The organism is Streptomyces sp. NBC_01508 (assembly GCF_045040315.1).
GTDB lineage: Bacteria > Actinomycetota > Actinomycetes > Streptomycetales > Streptomycetaceae > Streptomyces.
This window is the reverse complement of record NZ_CP109419.1, coordinates 4,916,260-4,933,012: the sequence shown is the minus strand read 5'-3', so window position 1 is coordinate 4,933,012 and position 16,753 is coordinate 4,916,260. Positions and strand designations below refer to the sequence as shown.

Sequence of the window (16,753 nt, the reverse complement as noted above, 5' to 3'; positions counted from 1 at the left end):
CGGGCCGGCGTCTTCGGCAGGGGGCCGGGCCCGGTGGCGCGAATCCGGGTCCGGCCGGTGGGCCGGTTCGTCCTCAATCGCCGGACAGGGCCTGGCCGCCCCGCGGATATCGCGTCAGCCACGCCGATGACGTCACCGCCGGGCCATGGAGCGCGGGACCCTGCGTCATCTCCATCGCGAAGTCGTCCGCGATCTCCAGGATCGTCGCGCGGCCCTCCAACTCGGCCAGCCACGCCGGCGGCAGCGCCGTCTCCCCGTGCATCGCGCCGAGCAGGGACCCGCAGAGCGCCCCGGTCGCCGAGGACGGCCCGTCGTGGTTCACGGACAGCCGCAGGCCGTGGCGTACGTCCTCGCCGACCAGCGCGCAGTACACGGCCACCGCCAGCGAGTCCTCCGCCGCCCCGCCCTCCCCGAGCACCGCGACCCGCCCCGGGGTCGGGATCCCCTGCCGTACGGCTCCGAGCGCCTGCCCCAGCGCGTCGGTGACCGGCTGGTGGCCGGGGCGCTGGGTCAGCAGCGCCAGGGCCCGCTGTACGGCCGCGTCGACGCTGTCGCCCCGCGCGACGCCGTGCACGATCACGGCGTACGCGCCGGCCGACAGATACGCGGTGGGGTGGCCGTGCGTCTGCGCCGCGCACTCCACGGCGAGCTGGCAGACCAACTGCGGCTCCCAGCCCACGAGCAGCCCGAACGGAGCCGACCGCACGACCGCGCCCGCGTCGCGCGCCGTGGGGTTCTTGGGCTTCTCCACCGTGCCCATCAGTTCGTCGCCCAGCCCGGTCAGACAGGACCGCGCGGGGTCGCGGCGCGCGTACAGCCACTCCTCCCGCGCGAGCCAGCCGTTGTCCTTGCGGCGTTCGTCGGGGCCCCAGTCGCGCTGGGTGGCGGCCCAGCGCAGATACGCGCGGTGCACGTCGGTCGGCGGATGCCAGGCGCCGGTGTCGCGCCGGACCTGGGCGCGGATGAGGCCGTCGACGGTGAAGAGGGTCAGCTGGGTGGCGGCGGCGACCGCGCCGCGCCGGCCGTAGGCGGGGGCGAAGTCGGTGACGCCGTCGGCGCCGTGCGCGGTGCGGGTCTCGTCGAGGGTGAGCGTGTCGACCCCCGCTCCCAGCGCGTCGCCGATGGCTCCCCCGAGAAGGCACCCACGCACGCGGCTGCGGAAGTCCTGCTGCTCCGCCCGGCCCCATATGGCGGTAGCTGGTCTGCTCACGCGTTCCCCCCTCCCGTGTCGCGCAACGCACGCCTGGCGCAGCACTGTAATCGAACGGGAACGGGCGGTTGAGCACGGGCGCGTACGGGTCGATCGCGTACGGGTTGACGCGGGCGGGTTGACGAGGGCGGGTCCCCGGTCGCCGGGCGGTTCGTCCCGGTCGCCGCACGCGCCACCTGGGCGGCCCGTCGGGCGACCGGGGACCGGCGGCCTACTCCGGCAGCAGCGGCAGCAGTTCGGGCAGGTGCCCGTCGGACGCCGCCGCCGCCCGTACGCGCTCCTCGGGCACCTCGCCGTACAGGGTGGTCCGCGGCCTGGCCGGCCGGCCGGCGGCCTCGGCGATCGCGACGAGGTCCTTGACCGAGCGGTACGAGCCGTAACTGGATCCCGCCATCCGGGAGATGGTCTCCTCCATCAGCGTCCCGCCGAGATCGTTCGCGCCGGAGCGCAGCATCTCGGCGGCGCCCTCCGTGCCGAGTTTCACCCAACTGGTCTGGATGTTGGTGATGTACGGGTGGAGGAGGAGCCGGGCCATCGCCATCACCGCGCGGTTGTCGCGGGTGGTGGGTCCTGGACGGGCGATGCCGGCCAGGTAGACGGGTGCGTTGGTGTGGATGAAGGGCAGCGTGACGAATTCGGTGAAGCCCTCGCGGCCCGCCTCAAGTGCCTTGCGCTGCATGCCGGCCAGGGTACGGAAGTGGCCCAGCCAGTGCCGGGGCTGGTCCACATGGCCGTACATCATCGTGGAGCTGGAGCGGATGCCCAGGGAGTGCGCGGTCTCCACGACCTCGATCCATGTCGCCGTCGGCAGCTTGCCCTTGGTGAGGATCCAGCGCACCTCGTCGTCCAGGATCTCGGCGGCGGTGCCGGGGATCGAGTCGAGCCCGGCCTCCTTCGCGGCCGTGAGCCATTCGCGGATCGACATCCCGGTGCGGGAGGCGCCGTTGACGACCTCCATCGGGGAGAAGGCGTGCACATGCATGCCGGGGACGCGTTCCTTGACGGCGCGGGCGATGTCGAAGTACGCCGTGCCGGGCAGGTCGGGGTGGATGCCGCCCTGCATGCAGACCTCGACGGCGCCGACGTCCCACGCCTGCGCGGCGCGGTCGGCGACCTGGTCGAGGGAGAGGGTGTAGGCGTCGGCGTCCGTACGGCGCTGGGCGAAGGCGCAGAAACGGCAGCCGGTGTAGCAGACGTTGGTGAAGTTGATGTTGCGCGTGACGATGTACGTGACGTCGTCGCCGACCACCTCGCGGCGCAGTTCGTCGGCGATCCGGGTCAGCGCGTCGAGCGCCGGGCCGTCCGCGTGCAGCAGCGCGAGAGCCTCGTCGTCGGTGAGCTTCGTCGGGTCGGCCGCGGCCTGGGTCAGCGCCTGCTTGACGTCGGTGTCGATGCGCTGGGGCACCATGCCGGGCGCCGCTGCCTCGCGCAGCGCGTCCCAGTCGCCGTAGACGTGGTCGAAGTCGTCGCGGCGGTCGCCGGTGCGGCCCTCGGTGTCGATGGTGCGGTGCAGGTCGGTACGGCCGGTGGCGGTGAACCCCTCGTCGGGTTCCTGCCACGGCAGCCCGGCCGGTGTGACGCCGGTGCGGGCGAGGCCGGTGGCCGGGTCGGCGAGCGCGCGCACGTGCGGCATCACGCGCGGGTCGAGCCAGGGCTCGCCGCGCTGGATGAACTCCGGGTAGATCGTGAGGCGTTCGCGCAGTTCGAAGCCTGCGGCGGCGGTGCGTTCGGCGAGCTGGTCGATGTGCGGCCAGGGGCGCTCGGGGTTGACGTGGTCGGGGGTGAGCGGCGAGACGCCGCCCCAGTCGTCGATGCCGGCGCCGATGAGGAGCGCGTACTCCTCGTCCACGAGGTTGGGCGGGGCCTGGATGCGGGCGGCGGGGCCGAGGAGGTGCCGGGCGACGGCGATGGTCGCGGCCAGCTCCTCCAACTCGGCGTCGGGCATGGCGCGCATCGCGGTGTCGGGCTTGGCGCGGAAGTTCTGGACGATGACTTCCTGGATGCCGTGGTAGGCGCGGGCGGTGCGGCGCAGCTCGAAGAGGGAGTCGGCGCGCTCCTCGTAGTCCTCGCCGATGCCGATCAGGATGCCGGTGGTGAAGGGGACGTTGGACCGGCCGGCGTCTTCGAGCACCCGCAGCCGTACGGCGGGCTCCTTGTCGGGCGAGCCGTGGTGCGGGCCACCGGGCTCGGACCACAGGCGGGTGGCGGTGGTCTCCAGCATCATGCCCATGCTGGGCGCGACGGGCTTGAGCCGCTGGAAGTCGGTCCAGCTCAGCACGCCGGGGTTGAGGTGCGGGAGGAGTCCGGTCTCCTCCAGGACGCGGATGGACATGGCCCGTACGTACGCGAGTGTGTCGTCGTACCCCTCGGCCTCCAGCCACTCCTTCGCCTCGGGCCAGCGGTCCTCGGGCCGGTCGCCGAGGGTGAACAGCGCTTCCTTGCAGCCCATTCGGGCGCCTTCGCGGGCGATGTCGAGGACTTCGTCGGGCGACAGATACATGCCGTGCCCGGCGCGGCGGAGCTTGCCGGGGACGGTGACGAAGGTGCAGTAGTGGCACTTGTCGCGGCAGAGGCGGGTGAGCGGGATGAAGACCTTGCGGGAGTACGTGATGATCCCGGGGCGCCCGACGGCTTCGAGCCCGGCGTCACGCACCCGCGCGGCGGAGGCGGCGAGATCCTTGAGGTCGTCGCCGCGGGCCTGGAGCAGGACCGCGGCCTCTCCGGCGTCGAGCGCGACACCGTCCCTGGCACGTTTGAGGGCGCGGCGCATGGCGTTGGCGGTCGGGGCTGAGGGGGCCGTGGCGCTCGTCGTCATATGTCCGAGCATACGAGCGGGGCGGGCGGTTCCTGCGGCGAGATGAGTAGGTGAGCGGATGCCCACATTCGGGGATACGGGAATAACTTCGATCACATGAACGACGCGAAGAACGACGTGACCGGACCGACCGGCGCCGACCGGGGCGGTGGTGTGGGCGCGCTGCGGGGCGTGGGGATCGGCTGTGGGCTGCTGGTCGCCGTACCGGTACTCGTCGCCCTCGGCTTCCTGACCACGTTCGCGGTACAGCGCGGGACACCGGAGGACTACGAGCGTGTCGACCCGCAGGCGATGATGACCCGGATCGGGGACGTGTCGCAGGAGGCGTACGAGGTGCTGGGCTTCGAGCGGACCGTGCCGCCGGGCTGGGTCGATCCGGCGGACCCGAGCGCGTCCGAGACGGGGTCCAACACGGCGGATTCCGCGCTCTGTTACCCGGACGGCCTGGAGAGCATGGCCGACGAACCGGTGGACGGCGCGTACAGCCTGTCGCACAAGTGGTCCTTGGGCGGTGTGGCGGAGTCCGAGGCGTCGTCCGCGCTGAAGCGGCTGCACGGGCATCTGAAGGAGGAGGGCTGGGACATCGACTCGTACGAGAACGGGCCGGAAGCCGCGTCCGGGTTGGGGCTGCGCGCCTCGCGGAACGGCCCGTCCGACGACGGCGGCGACATCCGGCTCGTCTTCGACTGGCGGGACCACCAGGAGGTGTTCGAGGGCGGCGTCCACGCCCCGTGCGCGTACGCCCCCGAGGCGAAGCCGGGCACGGACGTGGCCACGGAGGCCGGGGAGACGGTGGAGCCGGCGGAGTTGCGGCCGGCGGGGTGAGCCCGGAGGGGGCGGACCCGATGAGCGGTCGCGGTGTGCGACTGCCCATATGCTGCCGGGGTGCACAGGCCGCCGTACCGTACCGACGCTGGTGATGCTCGTCGCTGGGCGCCGATGCCAGTAACCCCCTGCGCGCCCACTTTGCACGGTGTCGACTCCCGTTCCGAGGACAACGGATGTATTCGCGACCTGCCTACAGCTTTCGGACCATGACCGCATACGACGGGGAGTCGTGGGAGGGCTTCGCCTCGCCTGCCTTGCTGTAGTCCCAACGCTCGTACAGGGCCTGAACTCTGGGGTGCTCAGCGTCCACCAGGAGCGTCACGGTGTCGGCCGACACCGAACCGAGCAGGGCGTCGTGGATCTGCCGTGCACGTCCAGTGCCGCGCCAGGCGGGAAGCAACATGAGTTCGGACAAGGCGAACACGGAGCCTCTGATGCGGGAGGGACGCCGGTGCCCCTTCCACCAGCCACCCGGCTTGAACATGGAGCCGTACGCGTAGCCGACAGGGCCGCCCTCCTCCCAACCAGAAACGCACTGCCAGTCCTGCCGTGAGGACCAGAGGTCGACGAAGTAGGAGAAGCGCTCGCGCGAGTGGAACGGGTCCGGATCAGTGGCGTACACCTCATCGTGGACGTCCAGCAGCAGAGGACGCACGTCCCGTGCGTCCGCGTGCGTGTGGCGCATCAGGTCCATCAGGCGAACTCCTTGATCCACTCGACGACTTCGGGAGCCTTCGAGCCCGAGGCCACGAGCACCTCGCGCGTGGCGGCCAAGGTGTTGACCGTGCGCCGGGATCCGAACGGCGAGGGAAGCATCATGTGCACCCGCCGGCCCGTCGCGCAGGCAAGCTCCAACTCCTCCTGTCTTGCCTGGGCGAGGGACAAGTGCGCGGTATACAAGGCTCGGTTACGAACCATGCCGTCCGGGATGGCCGCGAGGGCGCGGTGCAGGCAGCGTTCGGCCCTTCCCTGATCCCCGAGTGCCGACCATACGAACGAAGACAGAGCCTCAGCCTCGCTGCTGTCGTAGAACCTGATCCACTCGGGGCGCTGCTGGTCGCTGATGCGTGCAAACGCCCGCTCGGCGTCGTTCAGGGCACGCAGAGCCTCGGACTGCCGCCGCAGGCGGGCCAGTCCGTTGGCGTTGCGCATATGTCCGAGAGAGGCATACAGCGGGTCCCGCCGCGCGATTGACGAGCGCTTCATGACCTCCGCTCCTGCGACGGCTTCAGCGTGGTTCTCCCGCTGACTCGACGTCAAGGTCAGGTAGTTCCAGACGTGATACGTCGCCTCACTGTCCCGGGCGAGACCGGCGAAGGTCAGGGCCTTGTCGAGATGCACACGTGCCTGATGCGGCGCGCTGGCATCGATCGCCGCGAAGGCAGCCGAGCTGATGACCTCAGCAGCGAGCCGATGAAGCATGTCCCGTACGCGCGTCGAGGCCGTGGACAACGCCAGAGCGGACTGGATCCGAGACGCCAATTCCACCGCGAGATTCTCCACCTTCGGTGAGCCCCCACCCGCGTCGTCATGCCGAAGGATGGCCACATACTCCTGATGGAAGCGCCGGACATCATTGACGCCGATTCGTTCATGGCCGCTGGTGCCCGAGGCCCCAACGGCCAGGACCGGCCCACTCGCTGCGGCGAGGAGCGCACGTCGGTGGACGGGATCCTCCTCCGGTCGTACGGTGCTCTTCTCGCGCGGCACGAACCCTAGATCCTCGGCACGAGCGGAGAGAACCCGCTCCAGACAGAGCCTGATGCGTTCCTGCGGCCACTTTGTCGCGCCGCGTACCCATCGGCGTACGTCCGCATCGGTGACGTTGCCCGTCTTCCCCGTCAGAAGCTCGATCTCGGCATTGATCCGACGTGCTAACTCAGCCTGCCGGAAGCCGAGGAGAGCAATCCGGTCTGCGAGCTTCCGGTTCACCTGTGGCATGTCTGCACGGTAGCTCTGAGCGACCTCATGGAACACGGGCAAAGGCAAAATTCACCGCTCCACGCGATGGCGCTCTTCCCTGTCTCACCTGTTCGCGATGCCACAGGCGCCGTTGACTGGTGCTGTGCAAGGGCAACGGCGGGACCAGACGGCCGCAGTTCCGGTGTCCCGCTGACACCGCCCCAACTTGGACGAGCGCGGAGTACGACCCTCCGCGCGACAGAGCAGCAGGAGGAAATATGACCAGCAAGCCCGTGGACCTCTACGAGCTGTCGACGGACGAGGCCGAGTTCACGGCCTACTGCGGGGGCAACTTGGGCGGCGAGAACGAGACGTGCGTGGAGGTCGCCGCCATCCCCGGCGCGGTTGACGCCTTCGCCGTCCGCGACAGCAAGGCCACCGGCGGTGACCTGCGGTTCACCGGCTCCGAGATGGACACGTGGGCCGTCGAGTGGGCCCGGACGCGTCGCCTGCCGGTCTAGGCCCTCAGACAGCATCACGACCGCCCTCCAGAGGTCTTGGGGCCGGTCCCTGGCCCCTGAGGAGATCAATCATGAGTTGGCCTGGCGGCACACCAGGACACTGGCACGGCTACGGGCCGTGGACCGGCTCCCCGAAGGTGTACTCACAAGAGGGCAACCGGCGACCCGCCCATCCCAACGGTCCTCCTGTGCCCATGTCTTCCGAGGACAAGAGCACTCAACGGGTCCTTGATCGATATCGCGAGGCTGCCGCAGAATTCCAGGACGGCACCCTGCCACCCTTGATGACCGGTCATTGGCTGATGAAGCAGAGCCGTGCCGCTGCCGATCACACCTGGACTGACGTGAGCGATGCGGTTGTGTGGTTGAGCGAGCACTACTCAGAGAATCCACCGTTCGAACGGGAGGACGGCAAGCGAGCGTACTGCGGATTGGATATCAAGAGTAAGTACGCCCGCGAAGTTCTGCCGCTTGGCGTGGACGTGAGTTGGGTGTACTACACCCAGTCTCAGAATCTGTTCTCCATGCAGGCAATTTGCTGCCCGAACCAGTTCCACCCGGAGCTTCCTTGCCCGCTCCCTCCCGGATGACAGAAGTGAAGGAGCCTGCCATGTCGCTGAGCTACTTGCTGCCCGTGGACGGAGTCACTGAACTTCTGGGCTCGTGGCCGGACGAACCCCGCCTGTACGAGCGCGGGACGACACAGCTGGACCAATACGTTGACGAAGGGTTCTTCGAGACCTGGGCCTTCAGCGGCTGTGCCCCGGCGACTGAGATCGCCGTGATGAACCACGGCGCCAACCCGCCGCTGGCGAGTGTCAACCCCGCCGGCTTCATGACCAACGGGCGGACGGACGGTGACAAGCTTCGGGAGTACTACAGGCGGGGCTACACCCTCCGCATCGGCAACCTTCAGAGGGTTGTCCCCTTCTTGAGCGGCGTCTCCCGCCACATCCAGCAAGACACCGGCTACTCGAACTACTCGCACGCTTTCCTGACCCCTCCCGGGGGTCAGGGCCTCCGCCACCACTGGGACCAACAGATGGCCGTCATCGTGCAGATTTCCGGCACGAAGACATGGGAACTCTGGGAACCCAAGTTCAAAGATCCTATGCGGCTGCATCTGGAGTCTCCCCGGGTCTGGCAAGAGCGATGGCGAGAGGAGTGGGAGGCGAAGGGGCCGGATCAGATATACGAGTTGCAGCCCGGAAAGTCGCTTCTACTTCCTCGGGGATGGATTCACAACCCTCACGCCAGGGGCGCGACCGAGGACAGTATCCATCTGACCTTCGCCATCCGAGAACGCACGCCCTTCTGGCTCGCTGAAAAGCTCACGGCAGGCGCGATCGAGGGCGAGGAGTTCCGAAGGGTCATCTTCCCTGACCACATTCATGGTGATGGGCTCACAGGGGAATTGAACGAAGCTCGAAGGGCACTCATCCGGTACCTGGAAGGGCTCAATCCGGAGGAACTGACCTCCATGATTCGGGATGCCGCTCTGACGGAGTTGGAGTACACGACGTAGACCGTTGTGCGGCCCTGTACGCGACCCCGGGCCCGGATCCTGTTGACACGTCAACCCCACCCCTCTAGGTTCAGTTCACTAAAGCAAATCTACGGGGTGGGGTTTGTGGCGTTCTGGATGGCTGCCGCGTCGTTGTGGTGCGTTCTGCAACTGCTGTTGATGTCGTGGCCCGCGCGGACGGTCGGCTGGCCGACCGTGCTGCTGGCCTTCGGGGTGGGCGCGTACGGCTGCGGAGTCTTCTCGGTTCTGATCGAGACCGTCGTCACCCGCCAACTCGCCGCCGCCGACGAGACGTCGATGCGCACCGTCCTGGACACCGCCATGTGGACGACGGCGCCGGCCATCGAGGAACTGCTCAAGATCGCCCCGCTCGCGCTCGCCGCCTGGGCGCTGCGCGGCCGGGTCCAGTGGGGCCTGACGGACTTCGTCGTGCTGGGCGGCGCGGTGGGTGCGGGGTTCGGGCTGCTGGAATCGGTACTGCAATTCGCATTCGCACCGGATGTCCACGTTCGCCCCATCGAGTCGGCGGGCGGCTGGTCGGTCGCGACGCGGCTCTTCGAGGCGCCGTTCGTCTCGGGCTTTCCCGAGTTGCTGGGGCACTGGCTCCCCGGCGCCGTGGGCACCCTGGAGTTGGGGTCCGCCACGGTGACCGTGCCGGTGGACAACCACGTCGTGTGGTCGGCCCTCGGTGGCCTCTCCGTGGGGCTGGTCGTCTGCGGACACCGCTGGTGGGTACGGGTCGCGGGGCTGCTCCCGCTGCTCGCGGCCATCGGTCTGCACACCGCGGTCAACTACATCGCCGCGCTGCCCAGCGCCCACGGCGCGCCGCGTGAGTGGTACGACCGGATCATCGCGAGCGGGCTCTGGCTCGTGCTGGGCTGCCTGGTGGCGGCCGTGGTGTGGGACGTCCGTACGCGGCGGGCCGGCCGGTCCCGCGAGCCGGGCGTGTGGCTGGCCGCCGAGCGGGAGAGCGGTGGCGGGGCCGCGCTGCTCAACTACGCACTGCTGCGCGCCCCGTGGACCACCCTGATCGCCCTGCGCCACGCACGACAGCGCCGCGCCCTCTTCCACGTCACCACCCACCCCCGCGCCCGCCCGGCGCACGTCGCCGCGCTGCGGGACGAACTGACCGCCCGTACCGCCGAGTTGGACGCCACCTCGGACCCGGAAGCCTGGCGCGGCACCTCGCTCCGCGAGGCGTGGCGGCGGGTGCGCGCACGCGGTGGCGGCCGGCTGCCGTGGTGGGAGAAGGCCGTCCTGGTCCTCGGCCTGGTGCTGCTGATCCCCTCCTGCCTCCTCGCGGCGACCTTCGCCTTCGAGGACACGGACGGGCTGGAAGAGTTCTTCACCGAGGGCCAGGGCTGGCAACTCCTCATCGGCTGCGGCCTGGCGGGCCTGCTGCTGGCCGCGTTCCGTCTCGTACTGACCTGGCGCTCCCTGCCCCGCACCCGCGCCCTGCCACCGGCCGAGCCCTACGCCGCCGCGCTGCTGCGGCTGGCGGTGGTCACCGGGGGCCTGTGCGCCGGGGCGCTCCTGCTGTCCCGCGCGGGCACCATCGCCGAGTACGACTCGCTCGTGCCCGACCACTTGATCGTGTCCTTCGTCCTGGAGAAGTTCCTGGACGTGGCCCCCGCGCTCATCCTCACACTGCTGATGTTCGCCCTCCCGTACGCGCTGCCGCTCGGCCTGGCCACGGGCGGACTCGGCGCCCTGGCAACGGAGTTGCTGGCGATGGCGGCGGGCCGCGTGCTGGCCCCGGTGGCCGCCCGCGCGGCGGCCCAGATCGGCGCGCGACTCGCGGGCCGGGGCGCGCTGGCGTGGGCGCGGAACGCGCTGCGGACCGGCCGGGGCCGGTTCACCCGGCGTTCCGACGAGGTCAGGCACGGCAGGACGGACCCGGTGGATGTGGCGACCGGCCGGATGTTCCTGCCGTTGACGGATGCCGAACTGCCGGGCGTGCTGCCTCTGTTGTTCTCGCGACGGGTGGACTCCGGTTACCGGGGCGGCCGTTGGTTCGGCCCGTCGTGGGCATCGACGGCGGACCAGCGGCTGGAGTTCGACGAGCGGGGCGCGGTGTTCTTCACGGAGGACGGCCTGCTGCTGGCGTATCCGCACCCGGTGCCGGGCGGGGACGCCGTCCCGCCGGAGGAGACCGCCGGGCGCGCCCGGTGGCCGCTGGCACGGGCCGCCGACGGCTCGTACACCGTCACCGACCCGGACGCCGGGCAGGTGCGCACGTTCACCGCGCATGGGGACAGTGGTACGGCCCTGCTGCGTACGGTCACCGACCGGCACGGCAACCGGATCACGTTCACGTACGACACGCACGGCGCGCCGGTCGAGATCGCGCACAGCGGCGGCTACGTGCTGCGCCTGACGACGCGGGACGGGCGGATCACCGGCCTGTGGCTGGGCGGCGAGCACGGTGACGGGCGCGATGACGAGCGCGGTGGCGAGCACGGTGGCGTACGCGTGACGGCGTACGGCTACGACACCGAAGGACGGCTCACGCACACGTACAACTCGTCGGGCCTGCCCCTGCGTTACGCGTACGACGAGGCGGGCCGGGTGACGTCGTGGACGGACACCAACAACCGCTCCTACGCGTACGAGTACGGCGGCCCCGACGACGACCGGGTGGTCGCGGAGGGCGGCGAGGGTGGCCACTACAGCTTCCGGTTCGCGTACGACGGGGCGGACCCGGCGTACCCCGGTCTGGCCGTGACCTCGCTCGTCGCCCCGGACGGGGCCACCACCCGCTACCTGATCGACGACCGCCATCTGGTCGTCGGCGAGATCGACGCGAACGGCGCCGTGACGCGCACCGCCTACGACGCGGCCGGCCGCGTCACCGCCGAGACGGACGAGCTGGGCCGCACCACCCGGTTCACGTACGACGAACGCGGCCACCTCACCGGTGTCGTCCGCGCGGACGGCAGCACGATCGGCGCGGCCCTCGACGCCGAGGGCAGGCCGGTACGGATCACCGACCCGGCCGGGCAGGTGTGGCGGCAGACGTTCGACGCGGCGGGCAACCCCACGTCGGTCACGGACCCGACAGGCGCCACGACGCGCCGGCTGTACGACAGCCGGGGCGCCCTGCTCGCGGTCACGGACCCGCTGGGCGCGACCACGCGCGTACGGTGCGACGCCGCGGGCCTGCCGGTCGAGACGACGGACCCGCTGGGCGCGACGACGCGGCTGGCACGGGACGCCTTCGGCCGGGTCGTGTCCGTCACCGACCCACTGGGCGCGGTCTCGTCCTTCGAGTGGTCCACGGAAGGCCTGCCGCTGCGCCGGACGGCCCCGGACGGCACGGCGGAGTCGTGGACGTACGACGGCGAGGGCAACGCCGTCACGTACACCGACGCCAACGGCGGCGTCACCCACCACGAGTACACCCACTTCGACCTGCTGACGGCCCGCACCGACCCGGACGGCGCGCGCTACTCCTTCACGCACGACGCGGCGACCCGGCTGACCCAGGTGACCAACGCGCAGGGCCTGAACTGGAACTACGCCTACGACGCGGCCGGACGTCTCATAGCGGAGACGGACTTCGACGGTCGCACGGTGACGTACGAACTCGACGCGGCGGCCCAACTACTGTGTCGGGTCGACCCGTTGGGCATCCGCACCGACCACCGCTACGACGCGCTGGGCCAACTCGTCGCGCAGGAGGCGGGCGGCGAGGTCACCACGTTCGGCTGGACGGCGGGCGGCGACCTGGAGCATGCGACGGGGCGGCCCGGCACCGGGCTGCTGCGTACGTACGACCCGGCCGGGCGCCTGCTGACCGAGACGGTGGACGGGCGCGAGCTGCGGCTGTCGTACGACGCGGCGGGGCGGCTGTCCGGCCGGCGGACCCCGGCGGGCGCGGTCACGACGTACGCGTACGACGCGGCGGGCAACCGCACCGAACTCCACGCGTCGGGGCGGGCGTTGACGGTGACACGCGACGCGGCGGGCCGCGAGACCCGGGTCGGCTGGGGCGACGCGCTGTCCCTGACGCAGACATGGGACCCGGCGGGGCGCCCGCTGTCCCGCTCGTACACCGGCGCGGCCGTCCCCGCCCGTACGTACACCTGGCGCCCCGACGGCCACCTCCTCACCGCCGGCGACACGCGCTACACGCTCGACCCGGCGGGCCGGGTCACCGGGGTCCGGGCGGCGCGGTGGTCGGAGTCGTACGCCTACGACCCCGCCGGCAACCAGACCCACGCCGCCTGGCCCACCGACCACGCGTACCCCGAGACGACCGGCGCCCGCACCTACACGGGCACCCGCGTGGGAACGGCGGGCACGGTCCGCTACGCGTACGACGCGGCGGGCCGCACCACCCTGCGCCAGAAACCCCGCCTGTCGCGGAAGCCGGACAACTGGCGCTACACCTGGAACACGCGGGACCAGCTCACCGCGGTCACCACACCGGACGGCACGACGTGGCACTACGCGTACGACGCACTGGGCCGCCGCACATCCAAACGCCGCCTGGCGCCGGACGGTTCGGCCGCCGCCGCCGAGGAGACCCGCTTCACCTACCAGGGCCCCACCCTGATCGAGGAAACCTCGACCTCCACCGACTGGCCGGGCACCCGGACACTCACCTGGGACCACGACGAATCAACCCTGATCCCACTCGCCCAGACGACCCGCTACACCCCCGAGTCCGGCACGGACACCGACACCGACACCCGCTTCCACGCGATCATCACGGACCTCGTCGGCACCCCGACCCACCTGATCGACGAATCGGGCACCACCGCCTGGCACGCCCACCGCACACTCTGGGGCACCACAACCTGGCCCCCGGACTCAACGGCGTACACCCCCCTGCGCTTCCCGGGCCAATACCACGACCTGGAAACGGGCCACCACTACAACCTCCACCGCCACTACGACCCGGAATCCGCCCACTACCTGACCCCGGACCCACTGGGCCTGGCCCCGTCCCCGAACCCGACGGCGTATGTACACAACCCACTGACGTGGTGCGACCCGCTGGGGCTGGCGCCTCCCTGCGTTGGCTCGGGCAATGCCTACTCCATCGCGTATGAGACCCACGTCTCCAGCCAGTTCTATCCTGGCCGTTCACGGGGGAAGCACTTCCAGGAATCAAACCGTGCACTTGTCGATGCCATGGACAGTGATCGAGAATTTGCCAAGATGATGGACGACCTGATACCCGGAATACGTGACGAGCTGGTCGGGCCACGTGGTGGAATATCACGCCAGCCGCCGACCGACTGGACATGGCATCATGCAGCAGGCCCCGGCCAGATGCAGCTCGTGCCACACATCCAGCACACAGCACCAGGAAACCTTCAAAAACTGTTTCACCCAGGAGGTATAGGTGGATATTCGATATGGGGATAGCATTTCGATGCATCAACTACTCGAATCGATCGACCAGTTGGACCCAGAAGCCATCGTTTACACATGGAACACGTCGAGTTCATTGAGCCCAAGCAGTTCCCTCGTTCTCATGGAGGACGAGGAGTACGCGCCAAGCGGGTCGAGCTACCTCCTTGAGGTACACCTCATCAAAGATGTGATCACCGTGTGGAGCGAATGGCGGGACGGCCGCGCACCATCACTGGACGAGAAGTGTGCAGCAGTGGCCCACTACGCGACTCACGATGCGTATATCCCTACAGACAAGCCCGGTTGAGACCGCGAAGAACGCGCAGGCGCCAGACAGGCGATACCCCGGCATGGAAGGTGACGAGGACACGCCACACCTCGCGCGTTTGATCAGCAGACTGCCACGTGGCCCCAGGCCGGTCCCGGGCGCGTCGAATGAATGCCGCACAGACGCGGTGGGGCAGGCCGTGAAGGCCTCCGCGTGAGGACCGGATTCTGCTGGTGGCGGCCTACTGGCACGCGCGAACTTGACGCTGCGGCAGCTCGCGCCTGTGTCTGCGTCTCCAAGTCGGCTCGCCCTGGCGGCCTGGCCGCATCGACGAGTTGCTCCGAGACATCGCCGACAACAAGGCGAGCGGGAGTCCTCAACACCGACACCCGGACGCAGCGCGATCGGTATGCCGTCTGGCTTTCCGGTCATCCGTCGGGTCTCTGACACGCTCGGATCACCACCCCAATCAGAATGGTCTCCACAGCGAGTACCGGGTTGAAAGGCTCCACAAGTTCCTTGGTGGCGACGGCCACGAGGCGCACAGGTGGCTCTCCGTCCAGCAAACGAGCTCACGTACTCGGTGGCCTCCGCAGGCGAGAGCGCGGACAGCCTCTGGCGCACCTGCATGCGTCCGCGCGTAGCGGCGACTTCCCGTAGCGCGTGAGCGAGGTGGTCCAGGTGACGTCTTCGGCGGATCGATTCATGACGCGAGACGAGCGGCGACACAGCTCATCGCGACAGGATGGCGGGGCACGCGGGTAGAGGTCTCCCTCGTCGCACATCACGGATCGCAGAGATGAACAGCCCGGCGGATAGGCGCAATCGCGCCGAGATCGGGCGCGTCGTCTCCGGAACAGGAGACTTCGCGGGCGACTGGATGGCCGCCGGTGCCGGGAAGGTCGTCGTGCCGTTGCCCGCCCATCGGGGGCCGGGCCCCGTGGTCGCGGCGCGGGCCGTGGCCGGGGCACGGGAGGGGGGAGCCGCAGGGGTGTGGGTCGCGTCGTTCGACGTGGGAAGAGCTGACGAAAGCGTCGGTCAATCGGTCCTCGACGCGGAGCAGTTGTGGACACTCGCCTGCCAGGACAGCGCGGACACCGCCCCGCTCCTCGTCGCCGGCAACCTGCTCGGCTGCGTGCTGTCACGGCCTGGATACGCACTCGTCGCGGGACCGGTGCGATCGCTGGTTTGTCGTCGGGGTCACCTCGGATCACGAGTATCCGAGCATCGACCTGGACAGCGGGCGCCACGGGAGGTGTTACGACAGCCACCTTGAGGTGCACGGCCTCGTCGGTGAGAGCCGCCAGATCGCCGCTTCCTTGCCTGCGAGGGTGCGTACCTCTACTGGCTCAGGGCGGATTTCGCTGATCTCGGTGACGCGTACGACGCGTGAAGTCCTGCGGTCACGCCGTCTCGGGGACGGGGGACCTGCTCCGCCGATTCCGCCCTCTCCTGGCGGCAGGCCGGGCAGCTGGTCTCCTCCGCCAGGGGGCGGAACAGCAGGGGCTGGATGTGGCGTTCGCCCTCGCACTCGCGCATGCGGGCCACTCGGGGTTCGGGGGCGGGCGTGGGGACGGGTACGGCCCGTGGGTCACGCAGGATGTAGCGGACCAGGCCGCCGGGGCTGTGGATGTGCTGGGGCGCGGCGGGCGGGTCGCGGTGGATCTCCTCCCGTACGCCCTCGGCCGTGTGGCCGCACGCGAGCCACTGGGCCGCGAGCGCGGCCAGTTGCGGCAGCATGCCGCGCGGGACGCGCAGGCGGGGGTCGAGGAGGTGGAGGTCTGCGACGGCCTCGCGCGCCTGTGGCGGGTGCGGCTGCGACTGCGGCTCGGGCGGAGTCAACTCGGCGGCCCGGCGCGGATGGTTGGAGGTGTTCCCCTTCGGGGTGTTTTCTGGATGACGACCGGCGGCCCGACCCGTCGGTCGACCGGCGGCCGGACAAGGCACCGTCGGAGCCGCGACCGGGGCTCGCCCGTCTTTCAGGGCCGCCGCCTCGGGCGCCGACAGCGGGACGCTCGATACGAGTTGGACGGTGGACCACAGGCCGCGTACGCCCTGCTCACGCCACTCGTGGACGTAACCCTCCGCCTTCAGCTGCCCCTTGGCGCGGAGGAAGGCGCCCTTCTTGATCCCGGCGCGTGTCGCGCTTCGCGAGAGTGATTCCTCGGCGTCGAGCGGGAGCGAGAGCTGCCAGGTCAGCAGCCGTACGGCGTCCGAGGACAGGCGCGGATGGCGAATGATGTCGTTCGATACCTGCGAGAAGAAACGGGCAGGCGGGATACCATGCCGAAGCATTTACGGGTGCTCCTTACGCACTCGT

11 protein-coding genes are annotated in these 16,753 nt (G+C 69.9%); 6 read left to right on the top strand and 5 right to left on the bottom strand.

From position 1 onward, the window contains the following. Positions 1–73: 73 nt before the first annotated feature. A complete protein-coding gene (locus OG700_RS23010) occupies positions 74–1,210 on the bottom strand; it encodes an ADP-ribosylglycohydrolase family protein (RefSeq protein ID WP_405616481.1) in 1,137 nt (378 codons plus the stop codon). Positions 1,211–1,421: 211 nt separating this feature from the next. Next, positions 1,422–4,025: a bifunctional FO biosynthesis protein CofGH gene (locus tag OG700_RS23005; RefSeq protein ID WP_405616479.1), complete on the bottom strand. Its 2,604-nt coding sequence runs from the start codon at positions 4,023–4,025 to the stop codon at positions 1,422–1,424. Between the two features lie 96 nt (positions 4,026–4,121). On the opposite strand from OG700_RS23005, the gene OG700_RS23000 reads away from it, so the two are divergent. Beyond that, positions 4,122–4,850 (top strand): hypothetical protein, encoded by a 729-nt coding sequence (locus OG700_RS23000; protein ID WP_405616477.1) that lies wholly within the window; start codon positions 4,122–4,124, stop codon positions 4,848–4,850. A 193-nt stretch (positions 4,851–5,043) separates the two neighbouring features. Here the strand turns inward: OG700_RS23000 and OG700_RS22995 are convergent, their stop codons facing one another. Together OG700_RS22995 and OG700_RS22990 are read right to left on the bottom strand one after the other, a co-directional pair. Then, the gene (locus OG700_RS22995) at positions 5,044–5,547 is read right to left on the bottom strand and encodes a GNAT family N-acetyltransferase (protein ID WP_405616475.1); all 504 of its coding nucleotides are present in this window, start codon (positions 5,545–5,547) and stop codon (positions 5,044–5,046) included. Further along, a complete protein-coding gene (locus OG700_RS22990) occupies positions 5,547–6,794 on the bottom strand; it encodes an XRE family transcriptional regulator (RefSeq protein ID WP_405616474.1) in 1,248 nt (415 codons plus the stop codon). The genes OG700_RS22995 and OG700_RS22990 overlap by 1 nt, the downstream gene beginning before the upstream one ends. Positions 6,795–7,033: 239 nt before the next feature. On the opposite strand from OG700_RS22990, the gene OG700_RS22985 reads away from it, so the two are divergent. From OG700_RS22985 to OG700_RS22965, 5 genes are all read left to right on the top strand, one after another. Then, positions 7,034–7,276 carry a DUF397 domain-containing protein gene (locus OG700_RS22985; protein ID WP_405616472.1) on the top strand — a complete coding sequence of 81 codons (243 nt, stop codon included), beginning with the start codon at positions 7,034–7,036 and terminating at the stop codon, positions 7,274–7,276. A 194-nt stretch (positions 7,277–7,470) separates the two neighbouring features. Next, positions 7,471–7,866 (top strand): hypothetical protein, encoded by a 396-nt coding sequence (locus OG700_RS22980; RefSeq protein ID WP_405616470.1) that lies wholly within the window; start codon positions 7,471–7,473, stop codon positions 7,864–7,866. A gap of 20 nt (positions 7,867–7,886) precedes the next feature. Then, the gene (locus OG700_RS22975) at positions 7,887–8,801 is read left to right on the top strand and encodes a JmjC domain-containing protein (RefSeq protein WP_405616468.1); all 915 of its coding nucleotides are present in this window, start codon (positions 7,887–7,889) and stop codon (positions 8,799–8,801) included. 105 nt (positions 8,802–8,906) lie between these two features. Continuing rightward, a complete protein-coding gene (locus tag OG700_RS22970) occupies positions 8,907–14,177 on the top strand; it encodes a DUF6531 domain-containing protein (RefSeq protein WP_405616466.1) in 5,271 nt (1,756 codons plus the stop codon). Between the two features lie 109 nt (positions 14,178–14,286). After that, positions 14,287–14,472, top strand: a complete 186-nt coding sequence (locus OG700_RS22965) for a hypothetical protein (RefSeq protein WP_405616464.1) — start codon at positions 14,287–14,289, stop codon at positions 14,470–14,472. Positions 14,473–15,774: 1,302 nt separating this feature from the next. Here the strand turns inward: OG700_RS22965 and OG700_RS22960 are convergent. Then, on the bottom strand, positions 15,775–16,728 hold the full coding sequence (locus OG700_RS22960; RefSeq protein WP_405616462.1) for a hypothetical protein: 954 nt from the start codon (positions 16,726–16,728) through the stop codon (positions 15,775–15,777). Between the last annotated feature and the right edge of the window lie 25 nt (positions 16,729–16,753).

Excerpts from the sequence above, each read along its gene's own strand:
- OG700_RS22975 (WP_405616468.1), top strand. The coding sequence starts at position 7,887 with ATGTCGCTGAGCTACTTGCTGCCCGTGGACGGAGTCACTGAACTTCTG.
- OG700_RS22980 (WP_405616470.1), top strand. The coding sequence starts at position 7,471 with ATGTCTTCCGAGGACAAGAGCACTCAACGGGTCCTTGATCGATATCGC.
- OG700_RS22960 (WP_405616462.1), bottom strand. The coding sequence starts at position 16,728 with ATGCTTCGGCATGGTATCCCGCCTGCCCGTTTCTTCTCGCAGGTATCG.
- OG700_RS23000 (WP_405616477.1), top strand. The coding sequence starts at position 4,122 with ATGAACGACGCGAAGAACGACGTGACCGGACCGACCGGCGCCGACCGG.
- OG700_RS22985 (WP_405616472.1), top strand. The coding sequence starts at position 7,034 with ATGACCAGCAAGCCCGTGGACCTCTACGAGCTGTCGACGGACGAGGCC.
- OG700_RS22995 (WP_405616475.1), bottom strand. The coding sequence starts at position 5,547 with ATGGACCTGATGCGCCACACGCACGCGGACGCACGGGACGTGCGTCCT.
- OG700_RS22965 (WP_405616464.1), top strand. The coding sequence starts at position 14,287 with ATGGAGGACGAGGAGTACGCGCCAAGCGGGTCGAGCTACCTCCTTGAG.
- OG700_RS23005 (WP_405616479.1), bottom strand. The coding sequence starts at position 4,025 with ATGACGACGAGCGCCACGGCCCCCTCAGCCCCGACCGCCAACGCCATG.
- OG700_RS22990 (WP_405616474.1), bottom strand. The coding sequence starts at position 6,794 with ATGCCACAGGTGAACCGGAAGCTCGCAGACCGGATTGCTCTCCTCGGC.